This is a genomic window from Pseudomonas sp. HY7a-MNA-CIBAN-0227 (genome assembly GCF_040310325.1).
In the GTDB taxonomy this organism is placed as follows: domain Bacteria; phylum Pseudomonadota; class Gammaproteobacteria; order Pseudomonadales; family Pseudomonadaceae; genus Aquipseudomonas.
Genome location: NZ_JBEOPT010000003.1, coordinates 206,906 through 225,076 on the forward strand (window position 1 = coordinate 206,906; position 18,171 = coordinate 225,076).

19 protein-coding genes are annotated in these 18,171 nt (G+C 60.4%); 8 read left to right on the plus strand and 11 right to left on the minus strand.

The annotated features are described in order from the left end of the window. The first annotated feature begins 64 nt into the window (after positions 1 to 64). From dapE to AAEZ06_RS07065, 3 genes are all read left to right on the plus strand, one after another. Entirely contained in the window at positions 65 to 1,216 is a 1,152-nt protein-coding gene (dapE, locus tag AAEZ06_RS07055) for a succinyl-diaminopimelate desuccinylase (protein WP_350613614.1), read from the plus strand. Then, positions 1,216 to 2,025, plus strand: a complete 810-nt coding sequence (locus tag AAEZ06_RS07060) for a putative RNA methyltransferase (RefSeq protein WP_149412982.1) — start codon at positions 1,216 to 1,218, stop codon at positions 2,023 to 2,025. Before dapE ends, AAEZ06_RS07060 begins: the two co-directional genes overlap by 1 nt. Before the next feature lie 72 nt (positions 2,026 to 2,097). Next, entirely contained in the window at positions 2,098 to 2,475 is a 378-nt protein-coding gene (locus tag AAEZ06_RS07065) for a hypothetical protein (protein ID WP_133102190.1), read from the plus strand. 114 nt (positions 2,476 to 2,589) lie between these two features. Here AAEZ06_RS07065 and AAEZ06_RS07070 read toward each other — a convergent pair whose 3' ends face one another. Then, the gene (locus AAEZ06_RS07070) at positions 2,590 to 2,799 is read right to left on the minus strand and encodes a cold-shock protein (RefSeq protein ID WP_032891681.1); all 210 of its coding nucleotides are present in this window, start codon (positions 2,797 to 2,799) and stop codon (positions 2,590 to 2,592) included. A gap of 192 nt (positions 2,800 to 2,991) precedes the next feature. On the opposite strand from AAEZ06_RS07070, the gene plsB reads away from it, so the two are divergent. The 3 genes from plsB to AAEZ06_RS07085 are packed head-to-tail and all read left to right on the plus strand — an operon-like array spanning position 2,992 to position 6,661. Then, a complete protein-coding gene (plsB, locus tag AAEZ06_RS07075) occupies positions 2,992 to 5,496 on the plus strand; it encodes a glycerol-3-phosphate 1-O-acyltransferase PlsB (protein WP_350613617.1) in 2,505 nt (834 codons plus the stop codon). Positions 5,497 to 5,547: 51 nt separating this feature from the next. Next, complete coding sequence (locus AAEZ06_RS07080) at positions 5,548 to 5,949, plus strand: YbaY family lipoprotein (protein WP_350613619.1); 402 nt, start codon at positions 5,548 to 5,550, stop codon at positions 5,947 to 5,949. A 25-nt stretch (positions 5,950 to 5,974) separates the two neighbouring features. Continuing rightward, entirely contained in the window at positions 5,975 to 6,661 is a 687-nt protein-coding gene (locus AAEZ06_RS07085) for a DUF4197 domain-containing protein (protein ID WP_133102187.1), read from the plus strand. Positions 6,662 to 6,797: 136 nt separating this feature from the next. Here the strand turns inward: AAEZ06_RS07085 and AAEZ06_RS07090 are convergent, their stop codons facing one another. The 3 genes from AAEZ06_RS07090 to AAEZ06_RS07100 are packed head-to-tail and all read right to left on the minus strand — an operon-like array spanning position 6,798 to position 11,569. Then, positions 6,798 to 7,391: a LysE family translocator gene (locus tag AAEZ06_RS07090; RefSeq protein WP_149412978.1), complete on the minus strand. Its 594-nt coding sequence runs from the start codon at positions 7,389 to 7,391 to the stop codon at positions 6,798 to 6,800. A gap of 2 nt (positions 7,392 to 7,393) precedes the next feature. Continuing rightward, positions 7,394 to 10,459, minus strand: coding sequence for an efflux RND transporter permease subunit (locus AAEZ06_RS07095; protein ID WP_350613621.1), 3,066 nt, complete (start codon positions 10,457 to 10,459; stop codon positions 7,394 to 7,396). Positions 10,460 to 10,465: 6 nt separating this feature from the next. Then, complete coding sequence (locus AAEZ06_RS07100) at positions 10,466 to 11,569, minus strand: efflux RND transporter periplasmic adaptor subunit (RefSeq protein WP_149412976.1); 1,104 nt, start codon at positions 11,567 to 11,569, stop codon at positions 10,466 to 10,468. 92 nt (positions 11,570 to 11,661) lie between these two features. On the opposite strand from AAEZ06_RS07100, the gene AAEZ06_RS07105 reads away from it, so the two are divergent. Continuing rightward, entirely contained in the window at positions 11,662 to 12,297 is a 636-nt protein-coding gene (locus AAEZ06_RS07105) for a TetR/AcrR family transcriptional regulator (RefSeq protein WP_149412975.1), read from the plus strand. Positions 12,298 to 12,326: 29 nt separating this feature from the next. On the opposite strand, the gene AAEZ06_RS07110 is transcribed toward AAEZ06_RS07105, so the two are convergent. Further along, positions 12,327 to 13,109: a class I SAM-dependent methyltransferase gene (locus AAEZ06_RS07110; RefSeq protein ID WP_350613624.1), complete on the minus strand. Its 783-nt coding sequence runs from the start codon at positions 13,107 to 13,109 to the stop codon at positions 12,327 to 12,329. Between the two features lie 95 nt (positions 13,110 to 13,204). On the opposite strand from AAEZ06_RS07110, the gene AAEZ06_RS07115 reads away from it, so the two are divergent. Further along, positions 13,205 to 13,825, plus strand: a complete 621-nt coding sequence (locus AAEZ06_RS07115; RefSeq protein ID WP_149412973.1) for an energy transducer TonB — start codon at positions 13,205 to 13,207, stop codon at positions 13,823 to 13,825. 3 nt (positions 13,826 to 13,828) lie between these two features. Here AAEZ06_RS07115 and AAEZ06_RS07120 read toward each other — a convergent pair whose 3' ends face one another. The 6 genes from AAEZ06_RS07120 to adk form a co-directional block, all read right to left on the minus strand. Next, the gene (locus AAEZ06_RS07120) at positions 13,829 to 14,527 is read right to left on the minus strand and encodes an extensin-like domain-containing protein (RefSeq protein ID WP_350613626.1); all 699 of its coding nucleotides are present in this window, start codon (positions 14,525 to 14,527) and stop codon (positions 13,829 to 13,831) included. Between the two features lie 3 nt (positions 14,528 to 14,530). Continuing rightward, positions 14,531 to 15,358, minus strand: a complete 828-nt coding sequence (locus AAEZ06_RS07125) for an isocitrate lyase/PEP mutase family protein (RefSeq protein WP_350613628.1) — start codon at positions 15,356 to 15,358, stop codon at positions 14,531 to 14,533. Between the two features lie 27 nt (positions 15,359 to 15,385). Further along, positions 15,386 to 16,246 carry a DUF72 domain-containing protein gene (locus AAEZ06_RS07130; protein ID WP_149412970.1) on the minus strand — a complete coding sequence of 287 codons (861 nt, stop codon included), beginning with the start codon at positions 16,244 to 16,246 and terminating at the stop codon, positions 15,386 to 15,388. Continuing rightward, the gene (locus tag AAEZ06_RS07135; protein WP_149412969.1) at positions 16,246 to 16,566 is read right to left on the minus strand and encodes a hypothetical protein; all 321 of its coding nucleotides are present in this window, start codon (positions 16,564 to 16,566) and stop codon (positions 16,246 to 16,248) included. Before AAEZ06_RS07135 ends, AAEZ06_RS07130 begins: the two co-directional genes overlap by 1 nt. A gap of 134 nt (positions 16,567 to 16,700) precedes the next feature. Beyond that, the gene (gene tsaB / locus AAEZ06_RS07140; RefSeq protein ID WP_350613631.1) at positions 16,701 to 17,381 is read right to left on the minus strand and encodes a tRNA (adenosine(37)-N6)-threonylcarbamoyltransferase complex dimerization subunit type 1 TsaB; all 681 of its coding nucleotides are present in this window, start codon (positions 17,379 to 17,381) and stop codon (positions 16,701 to 16,703) included. 88 nt (positions 17,382 to 17,469) lie between these two features. Continuing rightward, positions 17,470 to 18,117 (minus strand): adenylate kinase, encoded by a 648-nt coding sequence (gene adk, locus AAEZ06_RS07145; protein ID WP_149412967.1) that lies wholly within the window; start codon positions 18,115 to 18,117, stop codon positions 17,470 to 17,472. Positions 18,118 to 18,171 lie beyond the last annotated feature (54 nt).

Sequence of the window (18,171 nt, forward strand, 5' to 3'; positions counted from 1 at the left end):
CTTTAAGATATCCGCCATTTTGCGCGCCTTGCCTGCTCATCTATAAAAGCTTCCGGAGTTCCCCATGACGGCCCACGCCGACCTTTCGCCGACCCTCCAACTCGCTATCGACCTGATCCGTCGCCCGTCGGTGACGCCAATCGATGCCGATTGCCAGAAGCTGATGATGCAGCGCCTGGGCGACGCCGGTTTCCAGCTTGAGCCAATGCGCATCGAGGATGTGGATAACTTCTGGGCCACCCACGGCAAGCATGAAGGCCCGGTGCTGTGCTTTGCAGGTCACACCGACGTGGTGCCCACCGGTCCGGTGCAAGCCTGGCAGAACGATCCGTTCGACGCCTTGATCGACGAAAACGGCATGCTCTGCGGCCGTGGCGCGGCGGACATGAAAGGTAGCCTGGCAGCCATGCTGGTGGCCGCCGAGCGCTTTGTCAGCGACTACCCGGACCACAAGGGTTCGGTGGCTTTCTTGATCACCAGCGATGAAGAAGGCCCGGCGCACCACGGCACCAAGGCCGTGATCGAGCGCCTGGCGGCCCGCAAGGAGCGCCTGGACTGGTGCATCGTTGGCGAACCGTCGAGCACCACGCTGGTGGGCGATGTAGTGAAGAACGGTCGTCGCGGCTCGCTCGGCGCCACCCTGACTGTACGCGGCGTGCAAGGCCATGTGGCCTACCCGCATCTGGCGAAGAATCCAATCCACCTGGCCGCTGCGGCTCTGGCTGAACTGGCCGCAGAGCATTGGGACGATGGCAACACCTTCTTCCCGCCGACCAGCTTCCAGATTTCCAACCTCAATTCCGGCACCGGCGCGACCAACGTGATCCCCGGTGATCTAGTAGCGGTGTTCAACTTCCGCTTCTCCACCGAGTCGACGGTCGAAGGCCTGCAACAACGAGTCGCGGTGATTCTCGACAAGCATGGCCTGGACTGGCATGTGGAGTGGGCGCTGTCGGGCCTGCCGTTCCTTACCGAACCGGGCGCGCTGCTCGACGCCGTCTCGGCCAGCATCAAGGCGATTACCGGTCGCGAGACCAAGGCCTCCACCAGCGGCGGCACGTCTGACGGGCGCTTCATCGCGACCCTCGGCACCCAGGTGGTTGAGCTGGGCCCGGTCAACGCAACAATCCATCAGGTCAACGAGCGCATCCTCGCCAGCGACCTCGATGTGCTGACCGAAATCTATTACCAAACCCTGATTAAGTTGCTCGCCTGATGCTCGCTTGCCCCATTTGCAGCGCACCGCTGAACGCGGTGGACAATGGCGTGGCCTGCCCGGTCGGGCACCGCTTCGACCGGGCGCGCCAGGGTTATCTGAACCTGTTGCCGGTACAGCACAAGAACAGCCGTGACCCGGGCGACAACCTGGCCATGGTTGAAGCACGCCGCGATTTTCTCAACGCGGGCCATTACGCGCCAGTGGCCAAGCGCCTGGCCGAACTGGCCGCTGAGCAATCGCCCCAGCGCTGGCTGGACATCGGTTGTGGCGAGGGTTATTACACCGCGCAAATCGCCGATGCCCTGCCCCGCGCCGAGGGTTATGCCCTGGATATTTCCCGGGAGGCGGTCAAACGCGCCTGTAAACGCAACCCAGCGCTGACTTGGTTGATCGCCAGCATGGCCCGGGTGCCGCTGGCCGATGCCAGCTGCCAGTTTCTCGCCAGTGTATTCAGCCCGCTGGATTGGCTAGAGGCCAAGCGCCTGCTCAGCCCTGGCGGCGGCCTGATGAAAGTCGGCCCTACCAGCGGCCACCTGATGGAGCTGCGCGAACGCCTGTACGACGAAGTACGCGAGTACACCGACGACAAGCACTTGGCGCTGGTGCCGCAAGGCATGAGCTTGCAACACAGCGAAACCCTGGAGTTCAAGCTTAGCCTGGCGGACCCCAAGGACCGCGCCAACCTGCTGGCCATGACGCCCCACGGCTGGCGTGCTAGCGCCGAGCGCCGGGCCCAGGTGATTGAGCACCCTGAACCGCTGCTGGTCACCGTGTCGATGCGTTACGACTATTTCGTGCTTCAATAACCCCCTATTTGGGCTTTCGAGCCCGTCCTGAATCCGCGAATGGATTTTCGAAACCCGCAGTGAGGAACATCCATGCGCCAACCCGATATCGAGATTTACCTCAAGGACGCCGACGTCGACTACAAGGCCATTGCCTCCTGGCTCGGCGAAGCCCTGGGGCCATGCACCGACTGGGTCCAGAAAGGCCAGACCTACAAATGCAAGGCCGGCAGCGTACCTGTTACATGGCTGCCGAAGGCCGTAGGCAAGTGGAACAGCCTGCACCTGGAAAGCGATCAGACGCCGTGGGAAGACGACATCGCCTGCGCCCGTGCAGCCTTTGCCGCGCTCAACGTCGAAGTACGTTGCGCGCCGGGAAGCTGGGTTGAGGAAGAAGGCGAAGAAACCGCCGACCGCTGGATGCGGATCAGCGTGGATGGTGAAGAAGAGATCATCTGGAAAACAGCCTGATCCTGAAGGAGCGAGCTTGCTCGCGATGGCCTTAAGGGCACCGCGTTCATTCAGGATGCACGCGTTATCGTTAACGACTATCGCGAGCAAGCCCGCTCCTGCACAAGCATGGCCTTACAGGCCGACCACATCCTCCGCCTGCAAGCCCTTCTCGCCGGTCACCACGGCGTACTCCACCTGTTGGCCCTCGGCCAGGGAACGATGCCCGTCACCACGAATGGCGCGGTAGTGTACAAACACATCCTTGCCGTCTTCACGCTGGATAAAGCCGTAGCCCTTGGCGTCGTTGAACCACTTCACATTGCCTGTCTCGCGCGTTGCCATCTGTTTGCCCCCACCTGCTTTTATTGTTGAGTTTTATGGTTGAGTCAGTCGCATTGAACTGCCGAGTATATGACAGGCTCAAGAACTCTCAACTCAAGTTTACATCGGCGCTTTTTTGCCGATTTTCGATGAATACGGCACACTAGCGGCCCGAGCATCTGCTCGGTTTTTTCCACTCAAAGCAGCACACCTATGACCCGCTCCCCGTTCCGCCGTCTGGTATTTGGCACCTTGCGCCGACTGTTGTACCTCTGGGTTCGCTCGGAGACGATCAACCAGTCGTCCCTCACCCTGAACCTGGACCGCAGCCGACCGGTGTTTTACGTCCTGCAATCGCCCTCACTCACCGAATTGGCCGTGGTCGATACCGAGTGCACCAAGGCCGGCCTGCCGCGCCCGGTGCTGCCGGTGTCGGTCGGCTCTTTGCTGGAGCCAGCGGCGTTCTTCTACCTGACGCCCGACCCGGATTGGCTTGGCCGTCAGGACAAGCGCGGCGCGCCGCCCACCCTGACCCGCTTGGTCAGTACCCTTGCCGAACACGCCGAAGAAAATGCGCAGATCATTCCGGTCAGCGTGTTCTGGGGCCAGTCGCCGGCAAGCGAGTCGAGCCCCTGGAAACTGCTGTTTGCCGACAGCTGGGCCGTTACCGGCCGCCTGCGCCGACTGCTGAGCATCCTGATCCTCGGCCGCAAGACCCGAGTGCAATTCTCTGCGCCAATTAATCTGCGCGAATTGATCGAGCACAATAAAGGCCACGAACGCACCGTGCGCATGGCCCAACGTATCCTGCGGGTGCATTTTCGTAACCTGAAAACCGCGGTGATCGGCCCCGACCTGTCTCACCGACGCAACCTGGTGAAAGGTCTGGTCAACATGCCACTGGTGCGCCAGGCGATCCTCGACGAGGCCGAACGGGAAAAGATCACCCCGGAAAAGGCCAAGGCCCAGGCCCTGCGCTATGGCAACGAAATCGCCTCGGACTACACCTACACCGCCATCCGGTTCATGGAAGTGGTGCTGAGCTGGTTCTGGAACAAGATCTACGACGGTGTGAAGGTCAATAACATCGATGGTGTGCAAAAGGTCGCCCAGGGTTACGAAATCATCTACGTGCCATGTCACCGCAGCCATATCGACTATCTGCTGTTGTCGTACCTGCTGTTCAAGAACGGCCTGACCCCGCCGCACATCGCCGCGGGGATCAACCTGAACATGCCGCTGATCGGCAGCCTGTTGCGCCGCGGCGGGGCGTTTTTCATGCGCCGCACCTTCAAGGGCAACCCGCTGTACACCTCGGTGTTCAACGAATACCTGCACACCCTGTTCACCAAGGGCTTCCCGGTGGAGTACTTCGTCGAAGGCGGACGCTCCCGCACCGGGCGCATGCTGCAACCAAAAACCGGGATGCTGGCAATTACCCTGCGCAGTTTCCTGCGCTCCTCGCGCATGCCCATCGTGTTTGTGCCGGTGTACATCGGTTACGAACGGGTGCTGGAAGGCCGCACCTACCTCGGCGAACTGCGCGGCGCGACTAAAAAGAAAGAGTCGATTTTCGATATATTCAAGGTTCTCGGTGCCCTCAAGCAGCGCTTTGGCCAAGTTGCGGTCAACTTCGGCGAACCGATCAAACTGGCTGAGTTCCTTGATCAGGAACAACCCGACTGGCGCGCCCAGGAACTGGGCCCGAACTACAAGCCCGCCTGGCTTAACGAAACCACCAACCGACTCGGCGAGCGGGTGGCGCGGCACTTGAACGAAGCCGCAGCGATCAATCCGGTGAACCTGGTGGCCTTGGCGCTGCTGTCCACCACCCGCCTGGCCCTGGACGATCAGGCCATGGCGCGGATGCTGGACCTGTATCTTGCGCTGCTGCGCCGGGTGCCCTACTCGCCCCACACCACCTTGCCCGAAGGCGATGGCCAGGCGCTGATCAAGCACGTCAAGGACATGGACCTGCTCTCGGAGCAGAGCGATGCCCTGGGCAAGATTCTTTACCTGGACGAGCAAAATGCCGTCCTGATGACCTACTACCGCAACAACGTGCTGCACATCTTCGCCCTGCCTGCGCTGCTGGCCAGTTTCTTCCAGAGCAGCTCGCGGATGAGCCGCGAACAGATCCTGCGCTACACCCGCGCACTCTATCCGTACCTGCAATCGGAGCTGTTTATCCGCTGGTCCCTTGAAGAGTTGGACGCGGTGGTCGATCAGTGGCTCCAAGCGTTCGTCGAACAAGGCCTGCTGCGCTTCGAGAACGACGTCTACCTGCGCCCGGCACCGAGCTCGCGGAACTTTGTGCTGCTGACCCTGCTGTCCAAGAGCATTGCCCAGACTCTGCAACGCTTCTACATGGCCATCTCGCTGTTGCTCAACAGTGGCCAGAACAGCATCAGCGCCGAAGAACTGGAAGACCTCTGCACCGTCATGGCTCAGCGCCTGTCGATCCTCCATGGTCTCAACGCCCCGGAGTTCTTCGACAAGAGCCTTTTCCGACATTTCATCCAGACGCTTCTGAAGCAGGATGTGCTGCGCCGCGACGAAGCCGGCAAGCTGAGTTATCACCCGCTGCTGGGCGAACTGGCCGAAGGCGCGGCCAAGCGCGTGTTGCCGGCGGAGATTCGCCTGTCAATTCGCCAGGTAGCGTTGCATCGCAGTGATGAGGCGGCTGACAAGCCCGTCGAACCTGAAGAAACCCGCTAGGTTTAATGAGGCGCCAGGGTGTTTCTGGCGCCACTGACAAGGAGTTCCACCATGAAAAAAATCATCCTCCTGGGCCTGACTGCCCTTCTGGGAGCCTGCCAAACCATGCACCCCGCTCCCAAGGCCAACCTCGACGGTGAAGTGTTCTACCTACAACGCATCGCTCTGCCACCCAGCGCCACCTTGAGTGTCAGCCTGCTGGACGTGTCCCTGGCCGATGCACCATCGGTGACCCTGGCCGAGCAGAAAGGCCCGGTCAACGGCCAGGTGCCCCTGCCATTTCACTTGAGCTACGACCCGGCCCAGGTCAAGCCTGGCCACAGTTACTCGGTCAGTGCTCGCATCGAGCTGGATGGCAAGCTACTGTTTATCACCACCGAACGGCATTCGGTGCAGTTGAACGGCCAGGACCCACAGCCGTTGCGCCTGCGCGTCGATGCCGTCGCCCATTGATTGAATCGAATAGAAGGAAGTGCTCATGCTCCGTAACTCCTTGCGCCTCACCGCCCTGTGTGCCGGCCTGCTGCTCGGCGCCAACGCCATGGCCCTGTCCTTGGGCGACCTGTCCCAGGGCGACGCCACCGGCGGCCTCAAGGACGCTCTGACCCAGGGCGCGCAGATTGCCGTAAAGCAACTGGGCGCGCCCGGTGGTTTCAGCAATAACCCCGAGGTAAAAATCGGCTTGCCAGGCAAGTTGGACAAAGCCGCCGGCGCGCTGAAAATGCTCGGCATGGGCGACCAACTCACGCAACTTGAAACCAGCATGAACAAGGCGGCCGAATCAGCCGTGACCCAGGCCCAGCCTATTCTGGTGAATGCTGTGAAAAACATGAGCGTGAGCGATGCCAAGGGCATCCTCAGCGGCGGCCAGGATTCAGCCACCCAGTACCTGGACAAAAGTAGCCGCGAGCAGATCCGCGCCAAGTTCCTGCCCATCGTCAAGCAATCCACTGACAAGGTCGGCGTAGCCCAGCAGTACAACGCCCTCGCCAAAAAAGCCCCAATGGGCTTGCTCGGCGACAAGAGCGCCAGCATCGAAAACTACGTGACCGAGCAAGCCCTGGACGGGTTGTTCAAGATGATTGCCCAGCAGGAAGAAACCATTCGCCAGAATCCGGCGGCGGCGGCCACCAGCTTGGCCAAGAAGGTGTTCGGGGCGCTGTAACCAAACAGCAAAAAGAACACTTCAATCAAAAAACAGAGCATAAATACAAACGCCCCGAATATTCGGGGCGTTTGTGTAAGTGAGCAATGGTTCCTTCCTTCAGTGATCTCCTTCCTGCAAACCTGAGAGCCCGTTGTCAGTGAATAACCGAATCAGCCAGCCGTCCAATCATGATGGAGGCAAAACAACAGATGGCAACGGACGTCGCCCGGTTGATCTTCAGGGGCGTCAACCACGTTTGCTGCAGGCCTTCGAATCGCGCACCCAATAATATCCAGGCAAAACCTACCGGAATGATCACCAACACGAGGGTCGCCATAAAGGCCAGGTAGCCTTGCAGCTCGGCGAATGCATTAATCGGCGCTATAAACGAAACGATCAGCAAGCCTTTCGGATTCATGACCGTAAGCAAAAAGAAATACAGCCCACCAAAGCGGTCACCTGTCGGGGCAGTGACGCTGTTTTTGCGCTGCCACAACTTATAGGACAGATACAGCAAATAACAGGCTGCGCCCAACTGTGTGGCCCGCATGGCCCAAGGCGAATACGCCGAAATATAGAGTAACGCTGCGCCCCACAGCGAGACCTGAAGCAGATAGGCCAGGCACTCGACAAAGGCGAGCCGCCAAGAAGCACCGAAGCCAAACAACACACCTGCACGAAATAACAGGGTATTAGTTGGCCCAGGCGCCAGCAGCAACAACATTAGGGCAGAAACGGTAGCCAGCATGATTACACAACGTCCTTCCTGACTCGGAACCACGCAGCATACAGCGCAGGCAGGAACAATAGCGTCAACGCCGTCGCCACAATCAACCCACCCATGATTGCCACGGCCATCGGCCCGAAGAACACGCTACGTGACAGCGGGATCATCGCCAATACCGCCGCCAGGGCGGTCAGTACGATGGGACGGAAACGTCGCACCGTCGCCTCGATAATTGCCTGCCAGGGCGCCAACCCAGCCTTGATGTCCTGCTCGATCTGGTCCACCAGGATCACCGAGTTGCGCATGATCATCCCCGACAACGCGATGGTCCCTAGCATCGCCACGAAGCCAAAGGGCTGGCGGAACACCAGCAAGAACAGCGTCACGCCGATCAACCCCAGTGGCGCGGTCAGAAACACCATCGCCGTGCGTGAGAAGCTGCGCAGTTGCAGCATCAGTAAAGTCAGCACCACCACGATAAACAGTGGCACGCCCGCCTTGACCGAGTTTTGCCCGCGAGCGGAATCTTCCACGGTACCGCCGACTTCCAGCAGGTAACCGTCCGGCAATTCGGCGCGTACGCCTTCCAGAGTCGGCAAGATTTGCTGGACCAGGCTCGCCGGTTGTTCCTTGCCGTAGATATCGGCGCGAATGGTCACCGTTGGCAGGCGATTGCGGTGCCAGATGATGCCTTCTTCGAAGCCGTACTCCAGGGTGGCAATCTGCGACAAGGCGACACTTTTGCCGTTATCGGTCGGCACCGCCAGGCTCGGCAACAACGACAACTCGGTACGTTCATGGACAGTGCCGCGCAGGAGAATTTCGATCAACTCGTTATCTTCGCGGTACTGGCTGACACTGGAGCCGGTCAAGGAACTCTGGAGAAATTTCGACAGGTTGGCGGTGCTCACACCCAAGGCACGAGCGCGGTCCTGGTCGATATTGAGATAGACAACCTTGCTCGGCTCTTCCCAGTCCAGGTGCACGTTGACCACATGGGTATTTTCGCGAACCTTGGCCGCCACTTTGCGCGCCAGGGCCCGCACCTCTTCGATATGTTCACCCGTGACTCGGAACTGCACCGGGTAGCCAACAGGTGGCCCGTTCTCCAGGCGCGTGACCCGCGAGCGCAAGGCCGGGAATTGTTCATTGAGGGTCTCGATCAGCCAGATGCGCAAGCTTTCCCGCTCCTCGATAGTCTTGGCGAGTACGACAAACTGGGCAAAGCTGGCCGCCGGCAATTGCTGGTCCAGGGGCAGGTAGAAACGCGGCGAGCCGGTGCCAACATAGGCCACGTAGTTGTCGATACCGGCGTGTTCCTTGAGCAGCGACTCCAGACGCTTGACCTGATCGGCGGTGTTGCTCAGCGACGCGCCTTCGGCCAGCTTCAGATCAACCATCAACTCCAGCCGCCCGGAAGCCGGGAAAAACTGCTGGGGCACGAAGCGGAACAGCGCCACCGAGCCGATAAACAGCAGCAAGGTCAACACAATCACCGTCTTGCGTCGACTTACGCACCATTCCACCAAGCGTCTTACTCGCTGATAGAACGGCGTGCCGTAGGGATCAGGACCATCGGCACCATGCTTATCCGCGTGAATTTTCGCCAGGTCCGGCAGGAGTTTCTCCCCCAGGTACGGCACGAACACCACGGCGGCAACCCAGGAAGCCAGCAATGCAATGGTCACCACCTGGAAGATCGAACGGGTGTATTCGCCGGTACTCGATTGCGCGGTGGCAATCGGCAAGAAGCCCGCGGCGGTGATCAGTGTGCCGGTGAGCATCGGAAAGGCGGTGCTGGTCCAGGCGAAACTGGCGGCCCTGAGCCGGTCGTAACCCTGCTCCATTTTGATCGCCATCATTTCCACGGCAATAATCGCGTCGTCCACCAGCAAGCCGAGGGCAAGCACCAGGGCGCCGAGGGAAATCTTGTGCAGGCCAATCCCCAGGTAGTACATGGCAGCGAAAGTCATCGCCAACACCAGCGGAATCGCCAGGGCGACCACCATGCCGGTGCGCACGCCGAGGGAGAAGAAACTCACCAGCAACACGATCGCCAGCGCTTCAGCCAGGACCTGGACAAATTCGCCGACACTGGTCTTCACCGCCGCCGGTTGGTCGGAGACCTTGCGCAACTCCATGCCGGCCGGAAGGTTCTTCTGCAGGCGAGCGAACTGGCCTTCAAGGGCCTTGCCCAGCACCAGGATGTCACCGCCATCGCGCATGGCTACTGCCAGGCCGATGGCGTCGTCACCCATGTAGCGCATGCGTGGCGCCGGTGGATCGTTGAAGCCCCGGTGGATCTCAGCCACATCGCCGATGCGAAAGGTGCGATCACCGACGCGAATCGGGAAGTCACGAATTTCTTCTACCGTCTTGAAGTTGCCGGAGACCCGCAGTTGTATGCGCTCGCTGGGTGTTTCAAAGAAGCCTGCGGTGGAGACGGCGTTCTGTTCTTGCAAGGCCTGCTGAACCGCTACCAGCGGTAAACCGAGGGTGGCGAGTTTGAGGTTGGACAGTTCGATCCAGATCTTCTCGTCCTGCAAACCCAGCAGCTCGACCTTGCCCACATCCGGCACCCGCTGCAGCTGGATCTGGATGCGGTCGGCGTAGTCCTTGAGCACGGCGTAGTCGAAACCCTCACCGGTCAGGGCGTAGATGTTGCCGAAGGTAGTGCCAAATTCATCGTTGAAAAACGGGCCCTGGATGTCCGGCGGCAATGTCTGGCGAATGTCGCTGATCTTCTTGCGCACCTGGTACCAGAGGTCGGGGATCTGCTTTGAATACATCGAGTCCCGGGCGATGAAGGTGACCTGGGATTCGCCGGGGCGCGAGAAGGAAACGATGCGTTCGTAGTCACCGGTCTCCATCAATTTCTTTTCAATGCGCTCGGTAACCTGGCGCGAGACTTCCTGGGCCGTGGCCCCCGGCCAGTTGGTCTTGATGACCATGGCCTTGAAGGTAAACGGCGGGTCTTCGCTTTGCCCCAGCTTGGTGTAGGACAAAGTACCGACCACTGCCAGCAACAGCATCAGGAACAGTACGATCTGGCGATTGCGCAACGCCCATTCGGAAAGATTGAAACCCATCGGGGACTACTCCTTGTTGGCCGTCAGATTCACCGCCCGATTGGAGCGATCCACCGGGCGCACTTGCTGACCCTCATGGAGCACATGGACACCGGCGGCGATTACCCAGTCCGTGGGGTTCAGGCCTTCCAGCACCGGTACGCTTTTCTCGCCAAAGGCCCCGATTCGTACCGGCACTCGCTTGAGCGTGTTATCGGACTGCACCAGCCAGACGTAGGACGCGCCGCTCTCCGCGCTTAAGGCCGACAGCGGCACAGACAACGTAATAACACCGTCGGCTTGTATGAATACTCGCGCACTCTGGCCCAGCTCTGCCGGGACTTTACCGCTGGCGAACGCAATACGGGCAGCGAAAGTGCGCGACTTGGGGTCTGCCGCTGGCGACAGCTCGCGAATGCGCCCAGTGAAGCGTTGGTCCGGCTGGCTCCACAACTCAACGGATACAGGCTGGCCGATCTTGAAGCGGCCAAAGCTTTGTTCCGGCAGGCTGATCAGCACTTCGCGCTCGCCATCAGTGGCCAGGGTGAACACAGTCTGGCCGGCGGACACCACCTGGCCAACTTCCACAGAGCGCTTGGCGACCACCCCATCCTGGGGCGCACGCAGCACGGCGTAGCCAGCCTGGTTGTTGGCAACGTCGAATTCAGCCTTGATCTGCTTGAGGCGTGCGTCCCCGGAACGGTACATGTTTTCGGAATTGTCGTACTGGGAGCGGCTGACCATCTGACGGTCCATCAGGGTCTTGTAACGGTCACGCTCGGCGCGTACCAGGCTCAGGTTCGCCTCGGCGGCGGCAACCTGGGCGCGGGTGGCTTCCAGTTGCAAGCGCACGTCCTGGGGGTCGAGTTCGGCCAGGGGCTGGTTGGCCTTGACCCTTTCGCCCTCCTCTACCAGTCGTCGACTGACTTTGCCGCCAATGCGAAAGGCCAGGTCCGGCTCATAGCGGGCGCGAACCTCACCCGGATAGCTGTCGGACGTCGCTGCCGAAGGCTGTGGCTGCACCACCATGGCCGGGCGGAGGGTGGTTTTCACCGCATCTTCATGGCCGCAGGCAGCCAACAGAAATACCAGGCTGACAGGCAACGCAAGGGGCAGAACAAAGCGACGCATGCTGAAGGACCTTTCGCTAATGGTGCTTGGAATAATTATACTGGCCGGTATGTTATTAATACCAAACTCACCAGTCCAGTATTAAAGTGAAAATGTCCGACAATCTCGTAAACACCAATAGCCCCGGGCGCCCCAAGGACATGGCAAAACGCCAGGCGATCCTTGAAGCCGCCAAAGTCCTGTTCTTGAGCAATGGCTACGCCAATACCAGCATGGATGCGGTGGCCCTTGAGGCGGGCGTATCAAAATTGACCGTCTACAGCCATTTTACCGACAAGGAGACGCTGTTCTCCGCTGCCGTCATCGCCAAGTGCGAAGAGCAGTTGCCGGTGATGTATTTCGAATTGCCTGACGGTGTGTGCGTCGAGAAGGTGTTGCTGAATATCGCCCGTGGTTTTCATGTGCTGGTCAACAGCGACGAATCGGTGAACCTGCATCGCCTGATGATGACCTCGGGCAGCCAGGACCCGAAACTCTCTCAGATCTTTTTCGAAGCAGGCCCCATGCGCATGCTGCAAGGCATGGAGCGCTTGCTGAGCAAGATTGCTCAGAGCGGCGCCCTGAGCATCGATAAGCCGCTTACCGCCGCCGAACACTTTTTCTGCCTGCTCAAGGGCACGGCGAATTTCCGGCTGTTATATGGCTGTGGCGGGCAGTTGAGCCCTGAGGCTGCCGAGGAACATGTACAGGACGTGGTGGGCTTATTTATGCGGGCGTACAGGGTTTAGCCCGGCTCCCTCGGGCGGGGAGCCTGGTTTCAGGACTTCAGCGCCTTCTTCGGATAGATATCATAGCGGCTGGACTTGCCATCCAGCGCATGGCTTGGCTTGGGCCCCTCAATGCAAGGCGCCTTGCGCGGGCGCTTGACCACCACCCGGTGGCTGGCCAGGGCCAACGCTGCTGCCAGCAAGGCCGGTGCATCCGGATCATCCCCCACCAGCGGGCGGAACAGGCGCATTTCTTTCTTCACCAGGGCGGTTTTCTCACGATGGGGAAACATTGGGTCGAGGTAGATGACCTGGGGCGGCTCGCCTTCCCAATTGCGCATCACCTCGATGGAATTGCCCTTGAGCAAGGTCATCCGCGCGACAATCGGCGCCACCTCGAAATCATCCGCGCCCCTAGCGATGCCGTCTTCCAGCAAGGCGCCAATCAGCGGCTGACGCTCGATCAGGCTCATCTCGCAACCCAGGCTGGCCAGCACGAACGCATCCTTGCCCAGCCCAGCCGTGGCGTCCAGCACCCGCGGGCGCACACCCTGGGCGATGCCCACGGCCTTGGCGATCATCTGCCCGCTGCCACCTCCGTATAAACGACGATGGGCCGCGCCGCCTTCGACAAAATCCACCCGCACCGGCCCAGGCGCGTCCGGCCCCAGCTGTTGCAACTGCAGGCCGTGCTCACCCACCTGCAAGGCAAAATCCGCCTCCTCCAACTGCAAAGGCAGCCCAAGCTGCTCGGCCCAGTGCTTGGCACGGGCTTGAAAGCCTTCGGCCAGGGCCTCGACCCGGATGCGGCTGGCCGCTGGTTGTTCGCTCATCTGTCGCCACGCTCAAAAATATTAAGGATCGGCAAAAAACGGCCGATAAAAAAATGATCAGGCATTTTGCCAGAGCTGAGCGTCGACCGAGAGAAATGTCAGACATTCCTTCCCAATTCACCGGTGTACTGCCGACCCACAACCACTACGGCCTGCGCAATTCCCAAGCGCTGGCCGGCGTCAGTCATGTGTGGCAGGACTTCTTCGCCCGAGCGCTCGCCGAGCAGCTCGGCGAAGAGCCGAGTGCGCTCGCCGCCAAGGAAGCGGTGCCGGTGGATGCCTCGGTGGAACCCAGCGCCGGCAGCGACCTGCTGACGCAAATCGTCACCCAGCGCCACTGCAATGTGCAGGACACCAAAATCGCCCCGCCTGAGCCGCTGTTCCTGCCGATTGCCGAATTCGAAATGCAATTACTGCCACCGGCCGCCGTCCCGTTCCCCGAGGAAGAGATCGTCGCCCAGCAGCGCCAGCAAAACTTTGAAAGCGGTTGGGTGCGTCCTATCGTACTGACCGCAGGCCTGCCACTGCCCGAGCCTGGCCCGGCACCGCAACCCCGGCCGCTGTTCCTGCCGATTGCCGAGTTCGAAATGGAGCTGCTACCCCCGGCCGCCGAACCCTTCCCGGCAGAAGAACTGGTGGAACAACAGAAACAACTGGACTTCGACTGCGGCTGGGCACGCCCGCTGATCCTCCACAATCTGCGCCTGGCTGCCTAATCCTCAGCGACACACCCACCAACGCCCCATGTCCAGGTGAAAATGGTTACGGTGGGCGGCGTTGTAGTCCGGGCTCAACACCACATTGAAATCATTGCAGGCGCTGTCACGCACCTGACGCAAAAAACGCGCACTCGCGCCCTCGCCCGGCCAATCCTTAAGCACATTGATACTGCGCCCGTCCGCCAGGCGAAACCCGGCAATATCCAGGGCGTTGGCCGAGGCGTGTTGGCTCAGTCGTCCTTCGGTACGGTTATACATATTGCGACAGGCAAAACTGCCCAGGTGATCGACCCGCGTTACCGCCTGGCCAAACACCGCCTGTGCCGCCGGTTGCAGGCTGTGGCGCTCGAACAGGGCAAAGGCTACGGCCAGCGGGCAACTGGCGAGAAAGCTGCTGCTCAGGCCCACATCGCCACCTTGGACGCGCAAGGTATTGCGCAGTGGGCACGCGGCGTCGGCGGGGCTGTCCGCTTGATGAGTGACTCGCAAACCGGAGGTTTTCAGCACCTGATCGCACAACGCCGGATCATCCTGCAAACGCCCCAGCTTGAACCGGGTCAACAGGTTCGGTGATCCGCGCACGTCCAGCGGCGCCCAGGGATTCCACTCATCAGGCAGCGGCACCCAGCCGCGCCACAGCGCCACGGCCAGCCCAACGGCCAAAACCAGCAGCATGCCCAGCACTTTGAAAAAGCGCACGGCTCAACCCTTGAACAGCTGATTGGCCTGACTGAACGGCATCGAACGTTCGGTAAACGTGAACGTCCCCAGCTCATGAACCTCCCGCGCAGCCCTGAAGAACTCACCGTAGGCCGCCAGGGCCATCGCCGAACCGACGCTGATGCGCTTGACGCCCATCTCGCTCAACTGCGCCACCGTGAGCCTGAGGCCGCCGGACATCAACACATTCACCGGCTTGGGCGCCACAGCCCGGACCACCGCCAGCACTTCTTCGGCGCTGCGCAGGCCCGGTGCATACAGCACATCGGCCCCCGCTTCGGCATAAGCCTGCAGACGGCGGATGGTGTCGGGCAAATCCAGTTTGCCATGCAGGAGATTTTCCGCACGGGCCGTCAGCATGAACGGAAACGGCAGGCTGCGAGCGGCAGCAACGGCAGCTTCAACACGCTCAACGGAAAGATCAAAGGGGTAGATAGGGTCGATGGCGATACCCGTGGCGTCTTCGATGGAGCCGCCGACGATTCCCGTGGCCGCAGCCCGCAGAATAGTCTCGGCGCAACCTTCAGGACTGTCGCTGAAGCCGTTTTCTAGATCGGCAGCTACCGGCAGCATCGTTGCCTGGGCGATCATCCCGGCATTGGCCAAGGTATCTTCAAGGGACAACGCGCCTTCGGCATCCGGGCGTCCAAGGCTGAAGGCAAAGCCGGCACTGGTGGTGGCCAGCGCTTCGTAGCCCAGGCTGGCGAGCATCTTGGCGGAGCCTGGGTCCCACGGATTAGGCATTACGAATGCGCGGTCGCGCTCATGCAAAGCCTTGAAGGTTTCGGCGCGAAGGGTTTGCGGGTCCATTGCTGACTCCTGGCGGGAAGAGGAGCTTTAGAGTAACCCCAGTTGCTGCGCTGCGGGCTCTCGATGTAGCTCAGGCAAGGCCGGCAGGCCAGGCAAGCGCACCATCAGTTTTTCATGGAAGCGCTGGGCCAGTTGCGCGGCCAAGCGGTTGTCGCTGGTGTGCAGGAACATGTACGGCGTGCGGCCTTCTTCGATCCAGCCGGCGACTTTTTCAACCCATGGCACCAGGAACGGATCATTGGCTTCCAGTTCTGGGTGGCCGATAAACCGCACCTGGGGAAACTGGGTCAGCGCCGCCGGACGAGTTGGCACCTTGGGCTTTTTCGACTGGGCGTGGAGCACCGCAGCTGAGGTCGAGGTGCAACTGAACAACGCGCGGGGGTCCAGGCAGATGCGCTCCACACCACGATCACGTAGCAAACGGTTGAGCATGCGTTCGGCATCGCCCTTGGCGAAGAATTCAGGGTGGCGCACTTCCACGGCCAGCGGCGGCTCCAATCCATCGATAAAGCCGGCCAGTTCCCCCAGGCGATGAGGCGCGAAACTGGCAGGCAGTTGCAGCCACAAGGGTGAGACTCGTTGCCCCAAAGGGCTCATCAGCCCAAGAAAACTCTGCGCCGCCGGCAATTGCTCACGCAAGTCGCCGCCATGACTGATATCACCCGGAAACTTGGCGGTAAAGCGAAAATGCTTGGGCATGATCTCCGACCAGCGCTGCACGGTGGCCACCGAAGGACGGGCGTAGAAAGTGGTGTTGCCTTCAACGGCGTTGAACACTTGAGAATAGAGCTCGAGGTAGTCGCTGGCGCGAGCGTCTTGCGGATACAGGTACTCGCGCCAGGCGTTTTCGCTCCAGGACGGGCAACCGAGGTAGTAAGGCAGCAGCATCAGATGTGTATATCGAGGCCCAGCACTTCCATATCCCATTCGACAAAGCCGGCAGTGGTCAGGTAGCTGGCCAGGGCGTTGGCAACGCTTTTGCTCATGGAGCGCGGGAAAACTATGTCTTGCTGGCGGGCAGGAACGCCGCTGATACGGGCACTGGAGGCACCCTGGGAGCGGGCGGAGACAGCAGAGCCTGAGGGCGTTTCTGGCTGGATTTCAACAAAGTCGGGCGAATCCTCGACGGACTCGTCTACCGTCACGTTAGCCTTGCGCGGCTTACGCTTGAGGGGGTAGGACTGGGATGAAAAGCCGTCTATACGCATGCATGCAGACTCGATATCAATGATGGCAATTTAGCGGCACTTTTCATGGTGCGCAAATGCTCTGGTGATAACTAGAACACATTAATTCGCAAAGGTTTAAAAGCAGGGGTGATTTCTGACGATTGGTGGTGTTTTTACTGACGTTCTGCCTTGGTCTTCGCCACTTTATCGCGCAGGTAAACCGGCTGTGCCTGATCAGCGGGAATGGCCTCGCCCCGAGCCCAGGCAAAACGCGCCAGGGTCAACAAGTCTTCGGCATGGGGCAACATTGCGGCGTCCTGGCCGTTGAGCGGGACTGCGATGCGCTCGGCATACCCCCAACCGGTACCGGCACCGAACCATTCACCGCTGGCATCCTCTGGCAAGGCGGCCACTTCGGGCGGCTGCACGACTTCAACACCGACAAGGCGCATCTCGCCAGCGGTTTCTCGGTAGCAACCCCAATAGACCTCATCCATCCGCGCATCGATGGCCGCCGCGACCTGGCGTGCGCCATGTTCGCGAAACGCTCGCTGGGCCAGCACGGCGAGATTGGAAACTGGCAGCACCGGCCGTTCCAGGGCAAATGCCAGCCCCTGGACCACGCCAACGGCAATCCGCACGCCGGTGAACGCACCGGGGCCACGCCCGAAGGCGATGGCATCCACCGCCGACAAGGTGGTGCCCGCATCGATCAGCAACTGCTTGATCATCGGCAACAGCTTTTGCGCATGCAGGCGCGGGATCACCTCGTAGTGGCTCGTTACCTTGCCATCGTGCAGCAAGGCAACAGAGCAAGCTTCAGTCGCGGTGTCCAGGGCCAGCAAGGTGCTCATTGGTATTTGCGTCCACATTGAAAAAGTGCGCCAGTATAAACAACAACGGCCCGCAAGCGGGCCGTTGAACATCAAGCTAATCGACTTATCAGCTCAGTGCTTCCAACACCTTGCCGGTGATGGCTTCAACCGAACCGACACCCGCGATGTGGCTGTACTTCGGCTTGCCATGGGCATCAGCCAGTTTTTGGTAGAAATCCACCAGCGGCTTGGTCTGGGAATGGTAGACCGACAGGCGATGACGCACGGTTTCTTCGGTGTCGTCCTTGCGCTGCACCAGCTCTTCGCCGGTGATGTCGTCCTTGCCTGCCACTTTTGGCGGGTTGTAGACGGTGTGGTAGATGCGGCCCGAGGCTTCGTGAACGCGACGACCGGCAATGCGCTGGACGATTTCTTCGTCGTCAACGGCGATTTCGACCACGTTGTCCAACTCCACGCCAGCCTTCACCAGCGCTTCAGCCTGGGGGATGGTGCGCGGGAAGCCATCGAACAGGAAGCCGTTCTTGCAGTCATCCTGGCTGATGCGTTCCTTGACCAGGTTGATGATCAGGTCATCGGATACCAGGCCGCCGCTGTCCATTACGCTTTTGGCGATCAGGCCCAGCTCGGTGCCAGCCTTGACGGCCGCACGCAGCATGTCGCCGGTGGATATTTGTGGAATGCCGAATTTTTCAGTGATGAACTTTGCCTGAGTACCTTTACCGGCCCCGGGAGCTCCCAGAAGAATGACGCGCATCGATGTGCTCCTCAATTTTTTTATAGAGATAACGCTCGGATTCGCCGCATGGGG